This window comes from Lacisediminihabitans sp., assembly GCF_036569425.1.
Taxonomy (GTDB): domain Bacteria; phylum Actinomycetota; class Actinomycetes; order Actinomycetales; family Microbacteriaceae; genus Lacisediminihabitans.
Genome location: NZ_DATCQQ010000073.1, coordinates 1 through 19594 on the forward strand (window position 1 = coordinate 1; position 19594 = coordinate 19594).

General features: G+C 68.8%; 16 protein-coding genes. 11 read left to right on the plus strand and 5 right to left on the minus strand.

All coding sequences use genetic code 11. The features are described from left to right. Positions 1-27: 27 nt before the first annotated feature. A complete protein-coding gene (gene glgB, locus VIM54_RS12080; RefSeq protein WP_331901640.1) occupies positions 28-2259 on the minus strand; it encodes a 1,4-alpha-glucan branching protein GlgB in 2232 nt (743 codons plus the stop codon). Then, positions 2260-4236: an alpha-1,4-glucan--maltose-1-phosphate maltosyltransferase gene (locus tag VIM54_RS12085; protein WP_331901762.1), complete on the minus strand. Its 1977-nt coding sequence runs from the start codon at positions 4234-4236 to the stop codon at positions 2260-2262. 160 nt (positions 4237-4396) lie between these two features. Between VIM54_RS12085 and glgP the strand changes: the two genes are divergently transcribed. The 4 genes from glgP (at position 4397) to VIM54_RS12105 (ending at position 9129) form a co-directional block, all read left to right on the plus strand. After that, positions 4397-6955: an alpha-glucan family phosphorylase gene (glgP, locus tag VIM54_RS12090; RefSeq protein ID WP_331901642.1), complete on the plus strand. Its 2559-nt coding sequence runs from the start codon at positions 4397-4399 to the stop codon at positions 6953-6955. Positions 6956-7283: 328 nt separating this feature from the next. Beyond that, positions 7284-7748, plus strand: a complete 465-nt coding sequence (locus VIM54_RS12095) for a hypothetical protein (RefSeq protein ID WP_331901643.1) — start codon at positions 7284-7286, stop codon at positions 7746-7748. A gap of 14 nt (positions 7749-7762) precedes the next feature. After that, positions 7763-8524, plus strand: coding sequence for a hypothetical protein (locus tag VIM54_RS12100; RefSeq protein ID WP_331901645.1), 762 nt, complete (start codon positions 7763-7765; stop codon positions 8522-8524). After that, positions 8521-9129, plus strand: a complete 609-nt coding sequence (locus VIM54_RS12105; RefSeq protein WP_331901646.1) for a signal peptidase I — start codon at positions 8521-8523, stop codon at positions 9127-9129. Before VIM54_RS12100 ends, VIM54_RS12105 begins: the two co-directional genes overlap by 4 nt. A gap of 205 nt (positions 9130-9334) precedes the next feature. On the opposite strand, the gene ybaK is transcribed toward VIM54_RS12105, so the two are convergent. Then, positions 9335-9808: a Cys-tRNA(Pro) deacylase gene (ybaK, locus tag VIM54_RS12110; RefSeq protein ID WP_331901648.1), complete on the minus strand. Its 474-nt coding sequence runs from the start codon at positions 9806-9808 to the stop codon at positions 9335-9337. Positions 9809-9899: 91 nt separating this feature from the next. Then, positions 9900-11975, minus strand: coding sequence for a glycogen debranching protein GlgX (gene glgX / locus VIM54_RS12115; protein WP_414673222.1), 2076 nt, complete (start codon positions 11973-11975; stop codon positions 9900-9902). A 76-nt stretch (positions 11976-12051) separates the two neighbouring features. Between glgX and VIM54_RS12120 the strand changes: the two genes are divergently transcribed. Beyond that, positions 12052-13218, plus strand: coding sequence for a cysteine desulfurase family protein (locus VIM54_RS12120; RefSeq protein WP_331901651.1), 1167 nt, complete (start codon positions 12052-12054; stop codon positions 13216-13218). Beyond that, positions 13211-13753, plus strand: coding sequence for a hypothetical protein (locus VIM54_RS12125; protein WP_331901652.1), 543 nt, complete (start codon positions 13211-13213; stop codon positions 13751-13753). The genes VIM54_RS12120 and VIM54_RS12125 overlap by 8 nt, the downstream gene beginning before the upstream one ends. A 56-nt stretch (positions 13754-13809) precedes the next feature. On the opposite strand, the gene VIM54_RS12130 is transcribed toward VIM54_RS12125, so the two are convergent. After that, complete coding sequence (locus VIM54_RS12130) at positions 13810-13977, minus strand: hypothetical protein (RefSeq protein ID WP_331901654.1); 168 nt, start codon at positions 13975-13977, stop codon at positions 13810-13812. A gap of 12 nt (positions 13978-13989) precedes the next feature. Here VIM54_RS12130 and VIM54_RS12135 point away from each other — a divergent pair, with 12 nt between their 5' ends. The 5 genes from VIM54_RS12135 to VIM54_RS12155 all read left to right on the plus strand — a co-directional run bounded on the left by VIM54_RS12135 (position 13990) and on the right by VIM54_RS12155 (position 19484). Then, positions 13990-14121: a hypothetical protein gene (locus VIM54_RS12135; RefSeq protein WP_331901655.1), complete on the plus strand. Its 132-nt coding sequence runs from the start codon at positions 13990-13992 to the stop codon at positions 14119-14121. Positions 14122-14143: 22 nt separating this feature from the next. After that, entirely contained in the window at positions 14144-15253 is a 1110-nt protein-coding gene (gene mnmA / locus VIM54_RS12140; protein ID WP_331901657.1) for a tRNA 2-thiouridine(34) synthase MnmA, read from the plus strand. 74 nt (positions 15254-15327) lie between these two features. Beyond that, positions 15328-17583, plus strand: coding sequence for an NAD-dependent DNA ligase LigA (ligA, locus tag VIM54_RS12145; RefSeq protein ID WP_331901659.1), 2256 nt, complete (start codon positions 15328-15330; stop codon positions 17581-17583). 268 nt (positions 17584-17851) lie between these two features. After that, positions 17852-19180, plus strand: a complete 1329-nt coding sequence (locus tag VIM54_RS12150; RefSeq protein ID WP_331901661.1) for an alpha/beta hydrolase — start codon at positions 17852-17854, stop codon at positions 19178-19180. 97 nt (positions 19181-19277) lie between these two features. Further along, entirely contained in the window at positions 19278-19484 is a 207-nt protein-coding gene (locus VIM54_RS12155; protein WP_331901663.1) for a hypothetical protein, read from the plus strand. Positions 19485-19594: the final 110 nt, after the last annotated feature.

Sequence of the window (19594 nt, forward strand, 5' to 3'; positions counted from 1 at the left end):
GGATGGGGCGGCGCGGGTGCGCGGTGCCTAGCGCTTGAGCTTGAGCCAGAGGCCGGCCAGCGGGGGGAGGGTGAGCTCCACCGAGGCCGGACGCCCGGCCCACGACTCCTCGACCGCGGTCACCGAGCCGTAGTTGCCCACTCCCGATCCGCCGTACTCCGAGGCATCCGTGTTGAGGATCTCCGCCCACTCGCCGGCGAACGGCAGACCGACCCGGTACGGGCCAACCGGGTTTCCGGAGAAGTTCATGAGCACGGCGATCGGATTGCCGTGGTTGTCCCAGCGCAGGAACGACACCACGTTGTGGGCCGCGTCGCTCGCGTCGAGCCACTCGAACCCGCCCGGGTCGTTGTCGCGTGACCAGAGGGCGGGCTGGTCGCGGTACACCCGGTTGAGCTGACCCACCATGGTGAGCAGCCCGCGGTGCACCGGCTGGTCGAGAATCCACCAGTCGAGCCCGCGCTGCTCAGACCACTCGCTCGGCTGCCCGAACTCCTGGCCCATGAACAGCAGCTGCTTGCCGGGGTGCGCCCACATGAAGGCGAGGTAGGCGCGCAGGTTCGCGAGCTTCTGCCACTGGTCACCCGGCATCTTGTGCAACAGCGAGCCCTTGCCGTGCACGACCTCGTCGTGGCTGATCGGCAGCAGGAAGTTCTCGGTGTGCGCGTAGACCATGCTGAAGGTGATCTCGTTGTGGTGGTACGAGCGGTACATGGGGTCTTCCTCCATGTACGCGAGGCTGTCGTGCATCCAACCCATGTTCCACTTGAGGCCGAACCCGAGACCCGGTGCGTCGGTAGGTTTCGTGACACCCGGCCACGCCGTCGACTCCTCCGCGATCATCAGGATGCCCGGGTTGCGCTTGTAGGCCGTGGCGTTCACCTCCTGCAGGAAGCCGATCGCCTCGAGGTTCTCCCGGCCGCCGAACTTGTTCGGCTCCCACTCGCCCTCTTCGCGCGAGTAGTCGAGGTAGAGCATGGAGGCCACGGCGTCGACGCGGAGGCCGTCGATGTGGAAGTCCTCGAGCCAGTAGAGAGCGTTCGCGACGAGGAAGTTGCGCACGTGCGAATCGCCGAAGTTGAAGACGAGCGTGCCCCAGTCCGGCTGCTCGCCGCGGCGGGGGTCCGAGTGCTCGTAGAGCGGCTGGCCGTCGAAGTTGGCGAGCGCCCACTCGTCCTTCGGGAAGTGGGCGGGCACCCAGTCCATGATCACGCCGATGTTTGCGTTGTGCAGCCGGTCGATCAGGTAGCGGAGGTCGTCCGGATGTCCGAAGCGGCTCGTCGGGGCGAAGTACCCGGTCACCTGGTAGCCCCACGACCCGCCGAACGGGTGCTCGGCGAGCGGCATGAACTCCACGTGGGTGAAGCCGGTCTCGTGGATGTAGTCGATGAGCTCGTCGGCCAGTTCGCGGTAGCCGAGCCCCGGCCGCCAGGACCCGAGATGGATCTCGTAGACGCTCAGCGGCGAGTTGTGCGGGTCGCGGGCGGCGCGGGCCGACAGCCAGTCGCCGTCGCTCCACTCGAAGAGCGTCTGCCCCACCTTGGAGGCCGTCGCCGGCGGCACCTCGGTGTACCGGGCCATCGGGTCGGCCCGGGTCACCCAGTTGCCCTGGGCGGTGCGCAGCTCGAACTTGTAGGCCGTGCCCGGGGTGAGCCCGGGAACGAACAACTCCCACACGCCGTTGTCGTCGAGTCGGCGCATGGCGTGGCCGACGCCGTTCCAGCCGTTGAAGTCGCCGAGCACCCGCGCGGCCGAGGCGTGCGGAGCCCAGACCGAGAAGCTCGTTCCCTCGATGTCCTCGTGCGGGCGGAAGTGCGCCCCGAAGACCTGCCAGAGCTGCTCGTGGCGACCCTGGCCCCACAGGTACAGGTCGATGTCGCCCACCGACGGAACGAACCGGTACGGGTCGTCGGTGACCCAGTCCGGGCCGTTCGCGTATTTCGTCTCCAGCGTGTACGCCTGCCCCTCGCCGGGCGCCAGGCCCTGCCAGAGACCGTCGGCGAGATGCTCGAGGGGCACGCGGGAACCGTCGGCGCGGATCGCGGTGACCGCCTCGGCGAGCGGCCGAACCGTGCGGATCACGAACCCGCCATCGACCGGATGCTGGCCGAGGGTCGCGTGGGGCTGCGGGTGCACCGCATCCACCAGAGACCGCACGAGGCCTGGGTGCAGCTCGGGCAGCGTCGATGCCGCCGGCTTCGCCTTCGCCTTCGCGGGCGCGCTGATCTTGGGCGACTTCTTGTCGACGTCCTTGGCCATTTACTTGCCTCTCGGGAGTTCGACACGCAGGATGTGCACCGGTTCGGTGAAGGCATCGAGCCTGACGTAGTTGTCTGTGCCCCAACTGAACTTCTGTTTCGTGATGAGATCCGTCACCTCGAAGACCTCCCCGGGTTCGAGGCCGAAGCGGGTCGGATCGAGGTGCACCGTCGTCTCGCGCACCGAGTGCGGGTCGACGTTCGCGATGATGATGAGCGCGTCTCCCCGGCCGGAGCGTGTGAAGCGGCCGTCGAGGTACTTGCTGTAGACGAGGATCGAGTCGTCGTCGCTCCAGTGCACGTCGAGGTTGCGCAGCTGGCGAAGGGCCGGATGCTCGGCCCTGATCGTATTGAGCCGGGTGATGTACGGCGCGAGCGATCGACCTTCCGCCTCGGCCTTCGCGAAGTCGCGGGCCTTGTACTCGTACTTCTCGTTGTCGATGTTCTCTTCCGAGCCCGGCCGCGCGACGTTCTCGTATAGCTCGTAGCCCGCGTACACGCCCCACGACGGGGAGGCCGTCGCGGCGATCGCCGCGCGGATCTTGTACGCGGCCGGCCCGCCGAACTGCAGGTACTCGGTGAGGATGTCCGGGGTGTTCACGAACAGGTTCGGCCGGAAGAAATCCGAGAGCTCGTGCGAGAGGCCGGTGAGGAACTCCTCGAGCTCGAGTTTGGTGTTCCGCCAGGTGAAGTAGGTATACGACTGCTGGAAGCCGACCTGCCCGAGCGAGTACATCATCGCCGGCCGGGTGAACGCCTCGGCGAGGAAGACGACATCCGGAAACTCGGTGTTGATCTCGTGCAGGAGCCACTCCCAGAACTGCAGCGGCTTCGTGTGCGGATTGTCCACCCGGAAGATGTTGACGCCGAGCCCGATCCAGTACTTGACGACCCGCAGCACCTCTTCGCGGATGCCGATCGGGTCGTTGTCGAAGTTGAGCGGGTAGATGTCCTGGTACTTCTTCGGCGGGTTCTCCGCATACGCGATCGTGCCGTCCGGCAGGGTCGTGAACCACTCGGGATGCTCGGTGACCCACGGGTGGTCCGGCGAGCACTGCAGGGCGAGGTCGATCGCCACCTCGAGGCCGCTCTTCCTGGCCGTGTCGACGAAGGCGGTGAAGTCGACGACGGTGCCGAGGTCGGGGTGGATGGCGTCGTGCCCGCCCTCCTTCGACCCGATCGCCCACGGCGATCCCGGATCGGCCGGGCCGGGGTTGAGGGTGTTGTTCGGCCCCTTGCGGAAGCTCACGCCGATGGGGTGGATGGGGGGCAGGTAGATGACGTCGAAGCCCATGCCGGCCACGGCCGGGAGCCGCCGGGCGGCCGTGCGGAAGGTGCCGCTGGTCCAGGTGCCGTCCTTCGCCTTTCTGGCGCCCTCCGAGCGGGGGAAGAACTCGTACCAGCTGCCGGCGCCGGCCCGCGTCCGTTCGACGCGCACCTCGAGCGGCGAGCTCTGGGTGACGAGGGTGGCGAGCGGCCGCTTCTCGATCTCCGCGGTCACGCGGGGGTCGGTCGCGGCGGCGAGACGCACGAGCGGGGCGATGCTCTTGCTGGCGATCACCTTCGCGGCATCTTTGAGAATCTTGTTCTCCGGGTCGGCCTTCGCCGCGCGGGCGAGAAGCTGACTGCCCATGAGGAGCATGAGCGGCACGTCGACGCCGGCCGGCACCTTGATCTCGGCATTGTGCAGCCAGGTCGCCCACTCGTCGTTCCAGGCCCGCACGCGGTAGACCCAGGTGCCCTGCGCATCGAGAAGCGCGTGGGCCTGCCAGTGGTCGAGCCCCTTGCCGACCTCCACCATGCGGTGCTTCGACTGCACGCCGTCCGGGGCGGTGAGCAGGAGTTCGACGCCGAGAACGTCGTGACCCTCCTTGAACACGGTGGCCTCGAAGGGAACCACTTCGCCGACGAAGGCCTTCGCCGGCCAATTGTTCTCGGGTTGTTGGGGGGAGAGATCCCTGATCGGGATTCGGCCCATCTTTGGTTCGTATGCCACTGTCACACTCTGACCGTAGCGTCTCGGCAGCGAAATCGCTCCCCCTTGACGAATGGCTCTCGAGTTGTCAGAGTTCGGGTCGCGAGCGGGTCGATTGAAACAACGGGATCCATCGGTTGGCTCGCTCCCCTAGGGTGTAACGGTGAAGGCTATCCGTCGATTTACCGTCCGCACCGTTCTGCCCGATTCGCTCTGCGCCCTCGAGGAGCTCGCGACCAACCTTCGTTGGTCCTGGCACCTTCCCACCCGGGAACTGTTCGAATTTATCTCACCAGGGATGTGGGAGTCGAGCGAACACGACCCCATAGCCCTGCTGGGCGAGATCGAACCGGATCGCCTGGCCGAGCTCGCGGCGAATGGCGAATTCGTGGCGCGGGCGAACGCCCTGCGCGACGACCTCCACCGCTACCTCCGCGAGCCGCGCTGGTACCAGGAGTCCTGTTCGAGCGACGCGCCGAAGGCGATCGGCTACTTCTCCCCGGAATTCGGCATCGCGGCGGCACTGCCGCAATACTCCGGGGGTCTCGGCATCCTCGCCGGCGACCACCTCAAGAGCGCGTCCGACCTCGGAGTGCCCATCATCGGCGTCGGGCTGTTCTACCGGTCGGGCTACTTCGCCCAGTCGATCTCCCCTGACGGCTGGCAGGAGGAGGCCTACCCCGTTCTCGACCCGGACGGCCTGCCGCTCTCGGTGCTCCGCCACCCGGATGGCACCGCAGCCCAGGTGGCGCTCGCCCTTCCCGGCGGCGGCGCGCTGTACGCGCGAATCTGGCAGGTCGCGGTCGGCCGTATCCCCCTCCTGCTGCTCGACACGGACATCCCGGAGAACGACGACGCGTTGCGCTCGGTCACCGACCGCCTGTATGGCGGCGGCGGCGAGCATCGCCTACTGCAGGAACTCCTGCTCGGGATCGGGGGAGTGCGCGCCATCAAGCTGCTCTCCGAGCTCACCGACGCCGAGGTTCCCGAACTGTTCCACACCAACGAGGGCCACGCCGGCTTCCTCGGGCTCGAGCGCATCAGCGACCTCATCGGCGAGGGGCTGTCGTTCAACGAGGCGCTCCAGGTGGTTCGGGCCGGCACGGTCTTCACCACCCACACGCCGGTGCCGGCCGGAATCGACCGCTTCGACTCCGCCCTCATCGAGCAGTATTTCTCCACCGACCTGCTGCCAGGGGTCGACGTGGGCGATGTCCTCGCGCTCGGCGCGGAGAACTACGACGGCGGAACTCCCAACACGTTCAACATGGCAGTGATGGGACTGCGCCTCGGCCAGCGTGCCAACGGGGTGTCCCGGCTGCACGGCGAGGTGAGCCGCGGCATGTTCGGTGCGCTCTGGCCCGGTTTCGACAACGTCGACGTGCCCATCACGTCGGTGACGAACGGCGTGCACGCCCCCACCTGGACCGACCCGTCGCTCGTGGCGCTCGCCGAGGTGAAGCTCGGCACGTCGGACACGACGCTCGCCGACTGGTCGTCGCCCGCAGTCGCCGACGGCGACCTGTGGAGGGTGCGCAACGGGATGCGGGCCCAGCTGGTGAAGGACGCGAGGCACCGGGTGGCCAAGGCGTGGGGCGTGCAGAACCCCGGCGTCGGGGACCCGGCATGGGTCGCGGACATGCTCGACCCGGAGGTGCTCACAATCGGGTTCGCGCGGCGCGTGCCCACCTACAAGCGGCTGACCCTCATGCTTCACGACCCGGAGCGCCTCCGCTCGATCCTGCTCGACCCGAAGCGCCCGGTGCAGATCGTGATCGCGGGCAAGTCGCACCCCGCGGACGACGAGGGCAAGCGGCTGATCCAGCGGCTCGTGGAGTTCGCCCAGGAGCCGGATGTGCGCAAGCGCATGGTGTTCCTGCCCAACTACGACATCCGGATGGCGCAGTTGCTCTATCCGGGAACGGACGTGTGGCTCAACAACCCGCTGCGCCCGCTCGAGGCGTGCGGCACGTCCGGCATGAAGGCGGCCCTCAACGGCTCCCTCAACCTGTCGATTCTCGACGGATGGTGGGCCGAGTTCTACGACCAGGAGAACGGCTGGGCCATCCCGAGTGCCGATTCGGCCGGGGACGCCGCGGAGCGGGACAAGCTCGAGGCGGACTCGCTCTACGACCTCATCGAACACCAGATCGCGCCGCGGTTCTACGACCGCAACGCCGACGGCGTGCCCGTGCGCTGGGTGGAGGCGATCCGCCACACGCTGAGGACCCTGTCGCCGGAACTCTCCGCCGACCGCATGGTGCGCGAATACGTGGAGCGCCTGTACCTGCCGGCGGCGGCGGCGGCCCGCACGATCTCGGCCGACGCCTTCGCCCCGGCGCGCGCGCTCGCCGAGTGGAAGACGAAGGTGACGGCCGCCTGGCCGCGCATCTCCGTGTTACACGTGGAGTCCGGCGGCGTGGATGCCGTGCCCCAGGTGGGCGACGAGCTGCACGTGCGGGCGCACGTCAACATCGACGGGCTCAGTCCAGACGATGTCGCCGTGGAGGTCGTCTACGGTCGTGCCCGCGAGGGCGACCAGCTCGAGAACCCGGAGCGCGTCGAGCTCGTCGCGACGGAGGGCACCGGGAATCCCGTCCAGTTCGCCGGCACGGTGGTGCTCTCGAGGGCGGGAAGCTTCGGCTACAACGTGCGCGTCGTGCCGCGGCATCCGTTGCTGGCGAGCCCGGCGGAGCTCGGACTCATCACGGTCGCCAACTAGCCTTCACTGAATCCGGCCCGTCTCGCGCTCAGGCGCGGGGCGGGCCTTTTTCGCGTTCTGCGCCCAGGCGGACCTCGCGTGTCCCCCTCGTTGTACCCCGGATCTGCATGTACCCCGACCGGTCGATGTACCCCGGCGCGCGTGTACCCCACTTGGGTACGGGATGCCTCAAAGTGTGCGCCACGGCCACCCTCGGGGTAGGCCGCGCGCTTGCCGCCGGGACGAGCGAGGTCCTGTGCGTGCGGACCACGATGAGAGCGACCGCTCCGGTCGTCATCGGCGGACAGTCGGTGGCCACTGTGCTCACCTTCACGGGATCGAGCGTCTGATGCGGTTCTCTCGACAGGTGCTCGTGACGGCCGCGGCATCCGTGATCGTCGCCTCCGTCGTCGGCTTTGCCGCCCCGGTCGCCTACTCGGCCTGGACCGCCTCGGCGACCGCGAGCTTCTCGCAGTCCTCGCAGATCGTGCCGTCCGCCGCCTTCAGCTCGTGCAAGACCGATGCCACGAACAACCTCGCGCTCCTGTCCTGGCCGGCGACGCCGGCCACGCTCAACGGCAGCGTGTTCAAGGACTACTCCATCGAGTGGTACTACCCGAACGGCACCTCGATTCTCACGACGACGCGCACGCTGCCTTACGCCCAGCCGCAGAGCACGAGCCTCACCGGTGATTCGATCGTGCGAGTGACCGTGCGCTATGCGAACGGCTGGAACTCGCCGACGCCGACGACCTACAAGTTCACCGTCGCGAACGACAAAGACAGGTCGCCCAAGTGCAACCCGGACTTCTGATGCGCTCGGCGAGGGTGACCGGTCGGTCACGGGTGCGCGTCGCGCTCGCCGCGATCCTCATCGCGATTCTCGCCGGCACGGCCGCGGCCACAGTCTCGGCCGCCCCGGCACAGGCCGCCGATCAGAGCCCGATTCTGCTCAGTCGGGACGGCGTGGTCTGGTCCACGACGCTGCCCGGCGGCATCTTCGACGAGTTCCAGGGTGCCGTGCCCGGCGACACCGTCTCGAAGGCGGTGTGGGTGCACAACCCGCTCTCCGAACCGGTGACTCTCACCGTGCGCGCCATCAACGTGTGGGGATTGTCCTCCGATCTCGGCAGGTCCGTCATGGTGGATGGGGCAGCGGGCTCGGCCTCCCTTCCTGCTGCAGTGACGCTCGCCTCGCTCACGAACTGTGCAACGCTCGCCCCGCAGTCGATCGTGCCGCCCGACGGAAGTGCGCGGATCGCGCTCACCCTCACGATGCTCGACGTCGGCTCGAAGGTCGCTCAGGGCACGACCGGCGGATTCAACGTACTCCTCACCGTGACCCAGGGCACCCGCCATGAGGCTCCGGCGGCGTGCGATCCTGGCACCCCGGTGTCTTCGCCCGGCCCAGCCGCGGCAGGCGCGGCGAATCCGGCGAGCGCGGCCGGGTCGATCGCCAGCGTGATCAGCGGTGCGTTAGCCTTCACGGGGGCCAACCCCGCCGTGCCGCTCCTGGTCGGCGGCGGGCTCCTCGGCATCGGGTTTCTGCTGCTGGTGGTGCGACGCCGCACGAGGGAGCCGGGCGAGTGAAAGAAGGCCCGACCGCCGCGACTCTCGACGCAGCGCCGACCGCGGTACCGGCGCCCGAACGAAGCCTGTGGTTCTACCTGCGCACTGCGCTGAGCCTTGCCGTGCTGCTGCTGGTCGTGGGCGCCGGCACGGTGCTCATCGTGCTGCCGAAGGTCGCCGGGGCGATCCCGCGCACTGTGCTGACCCAGTCGATGGAACCCACCCTTCCGCCCGGCACCCTCATCGTGGTGCGGCCGGTCACGCCGGACCAGGTCGCCGTGGGGGATGTCGTCACCTACCAGATCGAGTCGGGCAAACCCGACGTCATCACCCATCGGGTGATCGGGATCGACTTCACGCCGAGCGGCACGCGCACGTTCACCTTCAAGGGCGACAACAACGCGGTCGCGGATGCCGACCCGGTCAAAGAGATGCAGATCGTGGGCCGGCTCTGGTACAGCGTGCCGCTCATCGGCTACCTGAGCCTCTGGCTCAACGGCGACGCCAGGGCTGTCATCGTGCCGGTGCTCGCGGGACTCCTGTTTCTCTTTGCCGCATACATGTTCATCAATGGGATCGTCGGCGCAGTGCGAGGCCGTCGCCGCGGCCCCGATGCCGATGTTTAGGGTGCCGATGTTTCGGTCGCCGATGTTCGGGGCGCCGATGTTTCGGGCGCCGATTCTCCGGTCACCGCGATTCCCGTCGCGACCCCTCCCGCCACCCGCCGGCCGGCAGCGACGGTTCGGTTCGTGGTGCCCGTCGTAGTCGGCCTTTTCCTCGGCGTCGCCGCCTACCTGCTCATCGCCGGAGGCTCCGGCCGGGCGAACCGGCTCAGTCGCGACTGATCGCAGCGACGAGGGCGCCGGTCGCCGCGACGAGGTCGGCGGGAGAGAGCTCCAGCTCGAACCCCCGGCGACCACCCGAGACGAATACCGTGTCGAAGAGCTCCGCGGTCTCATCGAGCACCGTCGTGAGGCGGGTCTTCTGCCCGATCGGGCTGATGCCGCCCACAACGTAGCCGGTCTTGCGTTCCGCGACCGCGGCATCCGCCATCGCCGCCCTCTTCGCGCCGACCGCCGAGCTCAGCGCCTTGAGGTCGAGCTTGCCCACGACCGGCACGATGCCGACCACGAGCGTGCCGTCGGCCTCGGCCAGAAGGGTCTTGAACACGCGGTCCGGCTGCACGCCGAGAGCCTCGGCCGCCTCGAGCCCGAACGACGACGCCGTCGGGTCGTGGGAATACTCATGGGTCGTGAAAGGGATGCCGAGGGCCGCCAGCGCGACGGTGGCCGGGGTGCCGGCCACGGCTAGCGCTCCCGCCGCGTTTGTTCCTCGTCGGCGCGACTGTGACCGGCCGCGCCGGCACACACCAGACACAGGGGAACACTGGCGGGCATCAGTGTGCCCGGAAGAGCTGCATCGAGGCCGGTGCGAGGGTGAGCGACGTTCTCGGCGCATGCACCTCGCTGGCCGCGGAGTCATCTGCGCTGTTCCAGAGCAACTCGTAGGACGTGACACCCTCGTGCTGGGGCAGGCAGACCGTCTCCTCCGCCTCGAGGCCGTGCACGATCAGCAGGATTCGGTTGAACTCCTCGAACTCGGGCGTCGACGCCGCGAGGTACTGCAGGGTGCGCTCCTGGGGGGAGTTCCAGTCCTCGATCGACATCGAGGCGCCCTCCTTGTTGAACCAGTCCATCTGGGTGGCGGAGGGCACGGTCTCGCCGAAGATTCCGAACCGTACCGGTCGAAGCGCCGGGTTCTCGCGGCGCAACCGCAGGAGTTTCTGCGACACCTGAAGCAGCTCGTCCTGCCAGTCCTCGTGCTCCCACGGCAGCCAGGTGAGTTCGCTGTCGTGGCAGTAGGCGTTGTTGTTTCCCCGCTGGCTCCTGCCGAACTCGTCGCCGGCCGTGATCATCGGCAGGCCGGCGGAGAGCAGGAGCGTGCCGAGCAGGTTGCGGATCGCCTTCTCCCGGGCAGCGAGGATGACCGCGTCGTGGGACGGCCCCTCCACCCCGTAATTGAACGAGTGGCTGTTGTCCGTGCCGTCGCGGTTGTTCTCGCCATTGCCGAGGTTGTGCTTCTGGTTGTATGCCGTGAGGTCGGCGAGGGTGAACCCGTCGTGCGCGGTGACGAAGTTGACCGACGCGAGCGGCCCGCGTTCCTGCGTGAAGACCCCGGCGGATCCGGAGAGCTTCGACGCGAGCTGGCCGATGCCGATCGGCGCGCTGCCGTTGGCCCGGGCGGCGGCGATGTCGGAGAGCCAAAAGTTGCGCACGCGGTCGCGGTAGTCGTCATTCCACTCGGACCAGCCGTCCCGGAAGTTGCCGACCTGCCAGCCGCCCATCCCCACGTCCCATGGCTCGGCGATCATCTTCACGCCGGCGAGCTGCGGGTCGGTGACGATCGCCTCGAGGAGCGGATGATTCCGGTCGAAGTTGATGTTGGCATCGCGTCCAAGGGTGGCGGCGAGGTCGAAGCGGAAGCCGTCGATCTGCACCTCGTTCGCCCAGTACCGCAGGCTGTCCAGCACGAGGCGCTGCGCCGCCGGCAGGGCGAAGTTCACGGTGTTTCCACACCCGGTGACATCGATGTATCTGCCCTTGGCGTCCTGGCGGTAGTACGAGGCGTTGTCGAGGCCGCGCAGCGAGGTGGTCGGGCCGCCGAGCCCCTCCTCGGAGGTGTGATTGTAGACGACGTCGAGAATGACCTCGAGGCCGGCCTCGTGCAGCAGCTTCACCATGCCCTTGAACTCGCGGAGCACGGCCCCTGTGCCGCCGAACTGCGCCTCGCGGCTCGCATACGCCGCGTGCGGGGTGAAGAAGTTGAGCGTGTTGTAGCCCCAGTAGTTGGTGAGGCCCTGCTTGATCAGCCGTTGCTCACTCACGAACTGCTGCACCGGAAGCAGCTGCACCGTCGTGACCCCGAGATCCTTCAGGTAGCTGATCGCCGTCTCGTGGGCGAGACCCGCGTATGTACCGCGCAGCTCCTCCGGCACGGCCGGGTTGAGCTTGGAGAGGCCCCTCGCGTGCGCCTCGTAGAGCACCGTGTGGTCGAGCGGAATCGCCGGCTTGGTGCTTCCAGCCCAATCGAAGGCGTCGTCCTGCACGTAGCAGCGCCAGTCGCCGTTCGGGGTCCTGGCGAGTCCCCTCGCGTATGGATCGATGAGGCGGAGCGACGGATCGAACGCGTGCCCCGGCCCCTTCGGCCCAGTCGCCCGCAGCGCGTACCGCGTGCCGGCCACGAGGTTGGGGGAGACCCCGGACCAGACGCCGTGCTCGTCCCTGGTCAGCGGGATGGTCTCCGATGCCCAGTTCGGGTCCTTGTCGCTGATCAGCGCGAGCTCGATCGAGGTCGCGTTCGCCGACCAGACGCGAATCTCGCCGCCGCCCCTGGTCGAGCGCACTCCCAAGTCGCGCAGCGGATCGGCGAGGGGCGTCGGGTCGAGCGTGGCCGCTGGGACGTTCACGGGCATCGGATAAATCACAGGCACGAGTCCTAGAGTAATGAACGCGTGAGTCACACTTGTTACGGACTTGTGAGGAGCGATTGTGACGGTCTATCTCGATCACGCGGCGACGACCCCCATGCTTCCCGAGGCGATCGCGGCGTATACCGCGGCCCTCGGCGTCGTCGGCAACCCGTCATCCATCCACAGCCAGGGGCAGAATGCCAGGCGGATGCTGGAGGAGGCGCGCGAGCAGGTCGCCGAATCCCTGGGCTGCGACCCGATCGAGATCGTCTTCACCTCGGGCGGCACCGAATCCGTGAACCTCGCGGTGAAGGGACTGTGGTGGGCCAGGCGCGAGTCCTCGCCCGGGCTGCGACGCATCCTGGTTCCGCGCGGCGAGCACCACGCCACCATCGACACGGTCGAGTGGCTCGAGCGGTACGAGGGCGCGGTGGTCGAGTGGCTGCCGCTCGACGCGAACGGGCGCCTCTCCCTCGATGCTCTCGCCGCCGCGCTGGAGGACCGCGACGACATCGCCCTGCTCACCCTGCTCTGGGCGAACAACGAGGTCGGCACGATCCAGCCCGTGGCGGAGGCGGCGGCGCTCGCCGCCGCGCATGGCGTGCCCGTGCACGCCGACGCGATCTCCGCCTATCGCCACGTGCCGATCGACTTCGCCTCCACCGGCCTCGCCGCGCTCTCCGTCTCCGCCCACAAGATCGGCGGCCCGCTCGGCATCGGCGCCCTCGTGCTGGCGCGGGGCGCGACCCTCGTGCCGCTCATCCACGGCGGCGGCCAGCAGCGCGACGTGCGATCGGGCACCCAGGATGCGCCGGCGGCCATCGCGTTCGGGGTCGCGGCGCGGCATCCGGTGTCGTCCGTCGCCCCGCTTCGGGACCGCGTCATCGCCGGCGTGCGGGCGGCCGTGCCCTCGGCGGTACTGCGCGGCGACCCGGTCGACCGCCTCGACAACAACGCCCACTTCACCTTCCCGGGCTGCGAGGGAGACTCCCTGCTCTTTCTCCTGGATGCCGCCGGCGTCGCAGTCTCCACCGGCTCGGCGTGCCGCGCGGGAATCCCCGAGCCGTCGCACGTGCTCCTCGCGCTGGGCCTCACCGAGACGGAGGCCCGCGGCGCCCTCCGCATCACGGTGGGCCACACCACGACCACGGACGACGTCGACGCCTTCCTCGCCGCACTTCCCGAGGCCGTCGGCCGGGCCGGCCGGGCGGGGTTCGCCGACCGGCAGGTGCGAGTCGGTGCCTGAACGCAGACCCCTCACGCTGCTCGCGGCGGTAGGCGTGGCGATCGCGCTCGCCGGGTGTACACCGACGGCGACCGCGCCAACCGGCTCCCCGTCGCCGTCCAGCACATCCGTGGCCCCCTCGCCGCTGCGGCCGGTGTTCCCCGATCCGTTCGACGCGACGAGCGCCGGCATGGAGTCCACACGGCTCGGCGACGCGATCGAGGCCGCCGTGCCCACGGCATCCATCGTCTACGCGGACAAGCACGACCAGCTGGTCGCTGCCACCGCCAAGGCGCAGAGCTACTTCGGCGTGCTGCGTGCCATCACCCTCTCGCCGTCGATCGACCCGGTCGCCACCGCCGGCTCGATCGTCACGAAGCTCAAGGCCGCCGGGTGGATGCAGCTGTCGAGCAAGGACACCGGCGGGGTGCACCTCGTCACACTCTCGAGCGGTTCGCTCGCGAGCGAGTCGTGGTTCGCGGTGGTGAGCGGGGACCCGTCGACTCCTGGACAGTCCGTGGTTGTCGTGCAGCTCGCGAGTCCTGACCTGCCGTAGCGGGCGATCGAGGCGGCGGCGATCGGAGCGGGCGGTCCGGCTGACCGGCGAACGGTCTAGCGGCGACTCGTTCGGCGGCGGGCGCGCGTGCGACGTCGCGGCGGGGCTTGCGCTCGCAGTCGGTTCGGGTCGCCATAGCCCCCGCCGAACGCGCCGACCACCGACTGGGCGAGCCAGGCGGCAAACGATGCGACGGCGTAGACGGCCAGCATCAATCTCGACATTGCCTCACTCTAGTGTCGACCAGCGTCTGGGCGGCGGCACTCGACGCGAACACCGCGGCCAGCGCGGCCATGCTCGCGAGACGCGAGAACATCGAGACGCGCATCGGCACTGTCGAGAAGACGCTCACCGACATCCCCGTATAGTGCGGCGCCTAGACTCGAAACCATGAAGGTTTTGGCGGCAATGAGCGGCGGGGTCGATTCGGCAGTGGCCGCTGCGCGCGCGGTCGAGGCCGGCCACGAGGTCGTCGGCGTGCATCTGGCGCTCAGCAGGATGCCCGGCACCCTGCGCACCGGAAGCCGCGGATGCTGCACCGTCGAAGACTCGATGGACGCGCAGCGGGCCGCCAACATCATCGGAATCCCGTACTACGTGTGGGACTTCTCCGAGCGGTTCAAGCTCGACGTCGTCGATGACTTCATCGCCGAATACTCGGCCGGTCGCACGCCGAACCCGTGCATGCGCTGCAACGAGCGGATCAAGTTCGCCGCCCTGCTCGAGAAGGCCATCGACCTGGGCTTCGACGCCGTGGCCACCGGCCACTACGCCACGATCCTCACCGACGAGAACGGCAACCGCGAGCTGCACCGCGCGGCCGCCTGGGCCAAGGACCAGTCCTATGTGCTCGGGGTGCTCACCGCCGAGCAGCTCGCCCACAGCATGTTCCCGCTCGGCGCAACGCCGAGCAAGGCGGAGGTGCGCGCCGAGGCGGCCGAACGCGGCTTCAGCGTGGCCACCAAGCCCGACTCGCACGACATCTGCTTCATCCCGGATGGCGACACCCGCGGCTGGCTCGCCGATCGGGTCGGCGCCGAGGAGGGTGTGATCCGCGAGCGCGACGGCTCCATCGTGGGCAGCCACGACGGGGCGCTGGCCTTCACGATCGGGCAGCGCAAGGGGCTGCATCTGGGTGTCCCATCCCCGGATGGCCGCCCCCGCTTCGTGCTCGAGGTCAAGCCGGCGACCAACGAGGTCGTCGTCGGGCCCAAGGAGGCCCTCGACCTCGCCGAGATCTCGGGGGACCGGTTCAGCTGGGCCGGGCTCCCGCCCGCCGACCCGCACATCCCGTTCGACTGCCACGTGCAGATTCGCGCGCACGCCGACCCGGTCGCCGCGGTCGCCGCGGTGCGGGATGGCGCCCTCGTGATCACGCCGCGCGTGCCCCTCAACGGCGTGTCGGCGGGCCAGACCGCCGTCGTCTACCTCGGCACGCGCGTACTCGGCCAGTGCACCATCGACCGCACGGTCTCCGCCGTTCCGCTCCCCGTCGCCTGACGCCGTTCCTCCCATCCCGCGCAGGAAACCGGGCGGGGGCCGGCCACGTCGGCGGTTCTGCCTAAGCTAAAGCCGTGCCGAACGACGACGAACTCCACCAGGCGGGTGCCGAGGCTGTCGCGCTCACCACACGCATCCTCGAACTGCGCGACGCGTACTACGAGCGCGACGAGGTGCTCGTCAGCGACGACGAGTACGACCACATGCTGCGCCGCCTGCAGGAACTCGAGCGCCTCTTCCCCGAGCTGCAGAGTCAGGATTCGCCCACCCAGACGGTGGGCGGCCGCGCCGAGACCACGCTGTTCACCCCCGTGCGGCACGCCGAACGGATGCTGAGCCTCGACAACGTCTTCTCCATCGAGGAGTTCGAGTCCTGGGCCGCGAAGGTCGAACGCGACTCCGCCCGCCGGGTCGACTACCTGTGCGAGCTCAAGATCGACGGCCTCGCCATCAACCTCCGCTACGAGAACGGCACCCTGGTGAGCGCGGCGACTCGCGGCGACGGCGTCGTCGGCGAGGACGTGACGGAGAACATCGCCTACGTCCCCAGCATCCCGACCCGTCTCGCCGGCGAGGGGCATCCGCCGCTCGTCGAGGTGCGCGGCGAGGTCTTCTTCGAGGTGGTGACCTTCCGCACGCTCAACGCCGAACAGGCAGAGGCGGGCGAGCGCATCTTCGCGAACCCGCGGAACGCGGCATCCGGATCCCTCCGCCAGGTGGCCGAGAACAAGTCTCCCGCGCGGCTCGAACTCATGTACAAGCGGCTTAGCCGGCTGAGCATGCTCGTGCACGGCATCGGGGCGTGGGCAAACCCACCGGTGGCTTCCCAGTCCGAGACCTACGAGCTGCTGAAGACGTGGGGGCTGCCGACGAGCACTCACTACCGAGTGACCAGGACGGCGAAGGATGCCGCGGAGTTCATCGCGTACTTCGGGCTGCACCGCGACAGCGTGGAGCACGAGATCGACGGCATCGTCATCAAGGTCGACGAGCTCGCCCTGCACGAGGAGCTCGGCGCCACGAGCCGCGCACCGCGCTGGGCGATCGCCTACAAGTACCCGCCGGAGCAGGTGAACACGAAGCTGCTCGACATCGTCGTGAGCGTCGGCCGCACCGGTCGGGTGACCCCGTTCGCCGTCATGCAGCCCGTGCGCGTGGCCGGGTCGGTCGTGCGCCAGGCCACCCTGCACAACCAGGATGTGGTGAAGGCCAAGGGCGTGCTGATCGGTGACACGGTCGTGCTGCGCAAGGCGGGCGACGTGATTCCCGAGGTGCTCGGCCCGGTGGTCGAACTGCGCGACGGCACCGAACGCGAGTTCGTCATGCCCAGCCACTGCCCGGAGTGCGGAACCGAGCTCGCGCCGGCCAAGGAGGGCGACATCGACCTGCGCTGCCCGAACGCCAGGAGTTGCCCGGCGCAGGTGCGTGGGCGCGTCGAACACGTCGGCAGCCGCGGGGCGCTCGACATCGAGGGCCTCGGCGAGGTCGGCGCGGCCGCCCTCACCCAGCCCGACTTCCCCGCCGAGCCGCCGCTCGTCACCGAGGCTGGACTCTTCGCCCTCACCCTCGAGGACCTCTTCCCGATCCGGGTGCGGGTGCGCGACAGCGAGACCGGACTCGTCAAGCTCAACGACGACGGCAGTGCCCGCGTCGAGACCCCGTATCGACGCAAGCGGAAGAAGAGCGGCAAGAACCCCGATCCGCCCTTCGACCCGGCCGGGCCGTTCGCGGGGGACGAGGACTTCGTGCCGTCCACCGCGGCCACGAAGCTCCTCGAGCAGATCGAACTCGCCAAGACCAAGGACCTGTGGCGCATGCTCGTCGCCCTCAGCATCCGGCACGTCGGCCCCGTCGCCGCCCGCGCGCTCGCCGCGTACTTCGGTTCGATCGAGGAGATCCGCGAGGCGGGCCGCGACGAGCTCGCCTCCGTCGATGGCGTCGGCGGCATCATCGCGGACGCGCTCATCGACTGGTTCCAGGTGGACTGGCATCTCGAGATCATCCACCGTTGGGCGGATGCCGGGGTGCAGTTCGCGATTCCCGGCCACCCGGGACCGGGGGCCGCGGTCGCCGCCGGCGGCCCGCTCCAGGGACTGACAGTCGTGGCGACCGGTTCGCTCGAGGGATTCAGCCGCGAGGGCGCGCTCGAGGCGATCATCGCCGCCGGCGGCAAGGCGGCGTCGAGCGTGTCGAAGAAGACCGACTTCGTCGCCGCCGGCCCCGGCGCCGGGTCGAAGCTCACCAGGGCGGAGGAACTGGGCGTGCGCATCATCGATGCCGGCCAATTCGCGCGACTTCTCGAGTTCGGCCCGGCGGGTCTGGAGCCCTGACGAGGGTCTCCCAACCAATCAAGAGAGTTTCAGAACTTCTGGTGTTTGCACCCGCGGGCCCGACTCACTGGGGTTGACGACTGGTCGACCCTAGGTTATGCGGCATATCGACCCCTAATATGGGGTATATCGGGTATTTTGCGTTGCAATCGGTGAGCAGTCGGCGCCGGAACAACGATTGGATTCACCACCTTTGCTGTTTGACGTCGCAGCTATTCACAACTCGGGCACCCTGAACGGTGTCGCAGAGGCGTTCGTAGCGCACGAAATGCATCACCGGGTTTCCCAGATTTCCACCGCCGATCCCTCCATCCAAGACCCGACCGGAATCTCGACGGCGATCGGTCCGTACCTCAGCCCGGCGCAGCAGGGCGGTGTCACGGTGCTGCCCAGCGCGGTGGATCCGTCCCTTCTCCCCAAGCTCGGCGGCACGGCACTGCTCGACCAGCTCGCCCTCCTTCCCGGTTCGGACATTTCCCGGTTCATCGGCCAGAACCCGTCCAAGGTGAGCCGGCTGCTCGCCAACCCGCCGTCGGCCCGATCGACCTCTGCCCTGTGGGCCGGCTTGTCGAAGTCGGGCCAGAAGGCACTCGCCCGGTCGGCCCCTCAACTGGTGGGCAACCTCGACGGGGTGCCATTCGACGTGCGGGATGCCGCGAACCGGCGCTATCTTCACCAGTCGATCTCGAGGCTCGAGGCCTCGATCGCCGCCGGCGCGGGCCGCGCGACGCTCGTCGCCGACCGGCACCACCTCGACATCCTCAAACAGGTGCAGCGGACCCTGAAGCGTTCGGCGGGCGACCCGCCGCGCCAGCTGATCACGTTCGATCCCCGAGGCGAGGCTCGGGCCGCCGTCGTGGTCGGCAATCTCGAGACCGCGGACTATGTGAGCTACCTCGTGCCCGGGATGTTCTTCACCGTGCAGGGGCAGATGTACGACTGGACCGCGATCGCCCAGGACCTCAACACCGAGCAGAACTCGTGGATCGCGCGCCTGGCGAAGACCGACAAGTCCATGGTCGGCAAGACCACGGCCACGGTGTCGTGGATCGGCTACACCACGCCCGGCGCCCTGGACATCGGGTCCCTCGATCGCGCCAACGAGGGCGCGAGGCTGCTCGGGAACGCACTGCTCGGCATTCAGACCGTGCGCGAGGATTCGGAACCCTTCGTCACCCTCGTCACCCACTCGTACGGCTCGACCGCGGCGATGATCGAGCTCGCCAAGGGCGGCGTCACCGTGGACGCGCTCGCCATCGTGGGTTCGCCGGGAGGCGCTACCCAATCCGCGGCGAAACTCTCCGTGCGCAACGACAACGTGTTCGTGGGCGAGGCGGCGTGGGACCCGGTGGTGAACACCGCGTTCTACGGGAGCGACCCCGGCTCGCCGTCATTCGGGGCCAAGAAGATGAGCGTGGCGGGCGGTGTTGATGTGATCACCCGCAAGCCTCTCGCGGCGGCCGTCGGCCACCTCGGCTATTTCGACGCCGGCACCGAGGCGATGCGCAACCTCGCCCTGATCGGCATCGATGAGAGTTCCCTCGTCACGGACGGCACCCTGGCGGATGCGAGTCGCACGATCGCGAGCGCCCGGTAGCGGTAGTGGTCGGCGAGCACGATGACCCCGCCACGGTCGAACCCGAGAACTCGCGGCCTTCCCGTCGCCATGGCAGCCCGCCCTCTGGCCACAGACGGTGCCCGCCTACGTGCCGGCGAATCCGGAGGCGGCCGTCGCGCCGCACGTGGAGCACCGCCTGCGGCCGCTGAGTCCACCCGCCACCGGGCTGCTCGGACTCCTGTTGGCCAGGTACGAGCCCGGTGCCCCGGTGCCCGCCACCTGCGGTGACGCCTTCGACGTGCTGGTGAAGCACGGCAAGGGTCTCTTCGGCATCTCGGACTGAGGTGTCGATGCTGAGTCGACACTGAGGCGTCGCCGCTGACGTGTCGCCACAGAGGCGTCGCCGCTGACGTGTCGCCGCTGAGGCGTCGCCGCTGACGTGTCGCCGCTGGG

What these genes read in the sequence shown, in the direction of transcription:
- glgX (WP_414673222.1), bottom strand. Translation starts at nt 11,975, where the DNA reads ATGCCCGTGAACGTCCCAGCGGCCACGCTCGACCCGACGCCCCTCGCC.
- VIM54_RS12150 (WP_331901661.1), top strand. Translation starts at nt 17,852, where the DNA reads ATGCATCACCGGGTTTCCCAGATTTCCACCGCCGATCCCTCCATCCAA.
- mnmA (WP_331901657.1), top strand. Translation starts at nt 14,144, where the DNA reads ATGAAGGTTTTGGCGGCAATGAGCGGCGGGGTCGATTCGGCAGTGGCC.
- VIM54_RS12085 (WP_331901762.1), bottom strand. Translation starts at nt 4,236, where the DNA reads ATGGGCCGAATCCCGATCAGGGATCTCTCCCCCCAACAACCCGAGAAC.
- VIM54_RS12130 (WP_331901654.1), bottom strand. Translation starts at nt 13,977, where the DNA reads ATGTCGAGATTGATGCTGGCCGTCTACGCCGTCGCATCGTTTGCCGCC.
- glgB (WP_331901640.1), bottom strand. Translation starts at nt 2,259, where the DNA reads ATGGCCAAGGACGTCGACAAGAAGTCGCCCAAGATCAGCGCGCCCGCG.
- VIM54_RS12095 (WP_331901643.1), top strand. Translation starts at nt 7,284, where the DNA reads ATGCGGTTCTCTCGACAGGTGCTCGTGACGGCCGCGGCATCCGTGATC.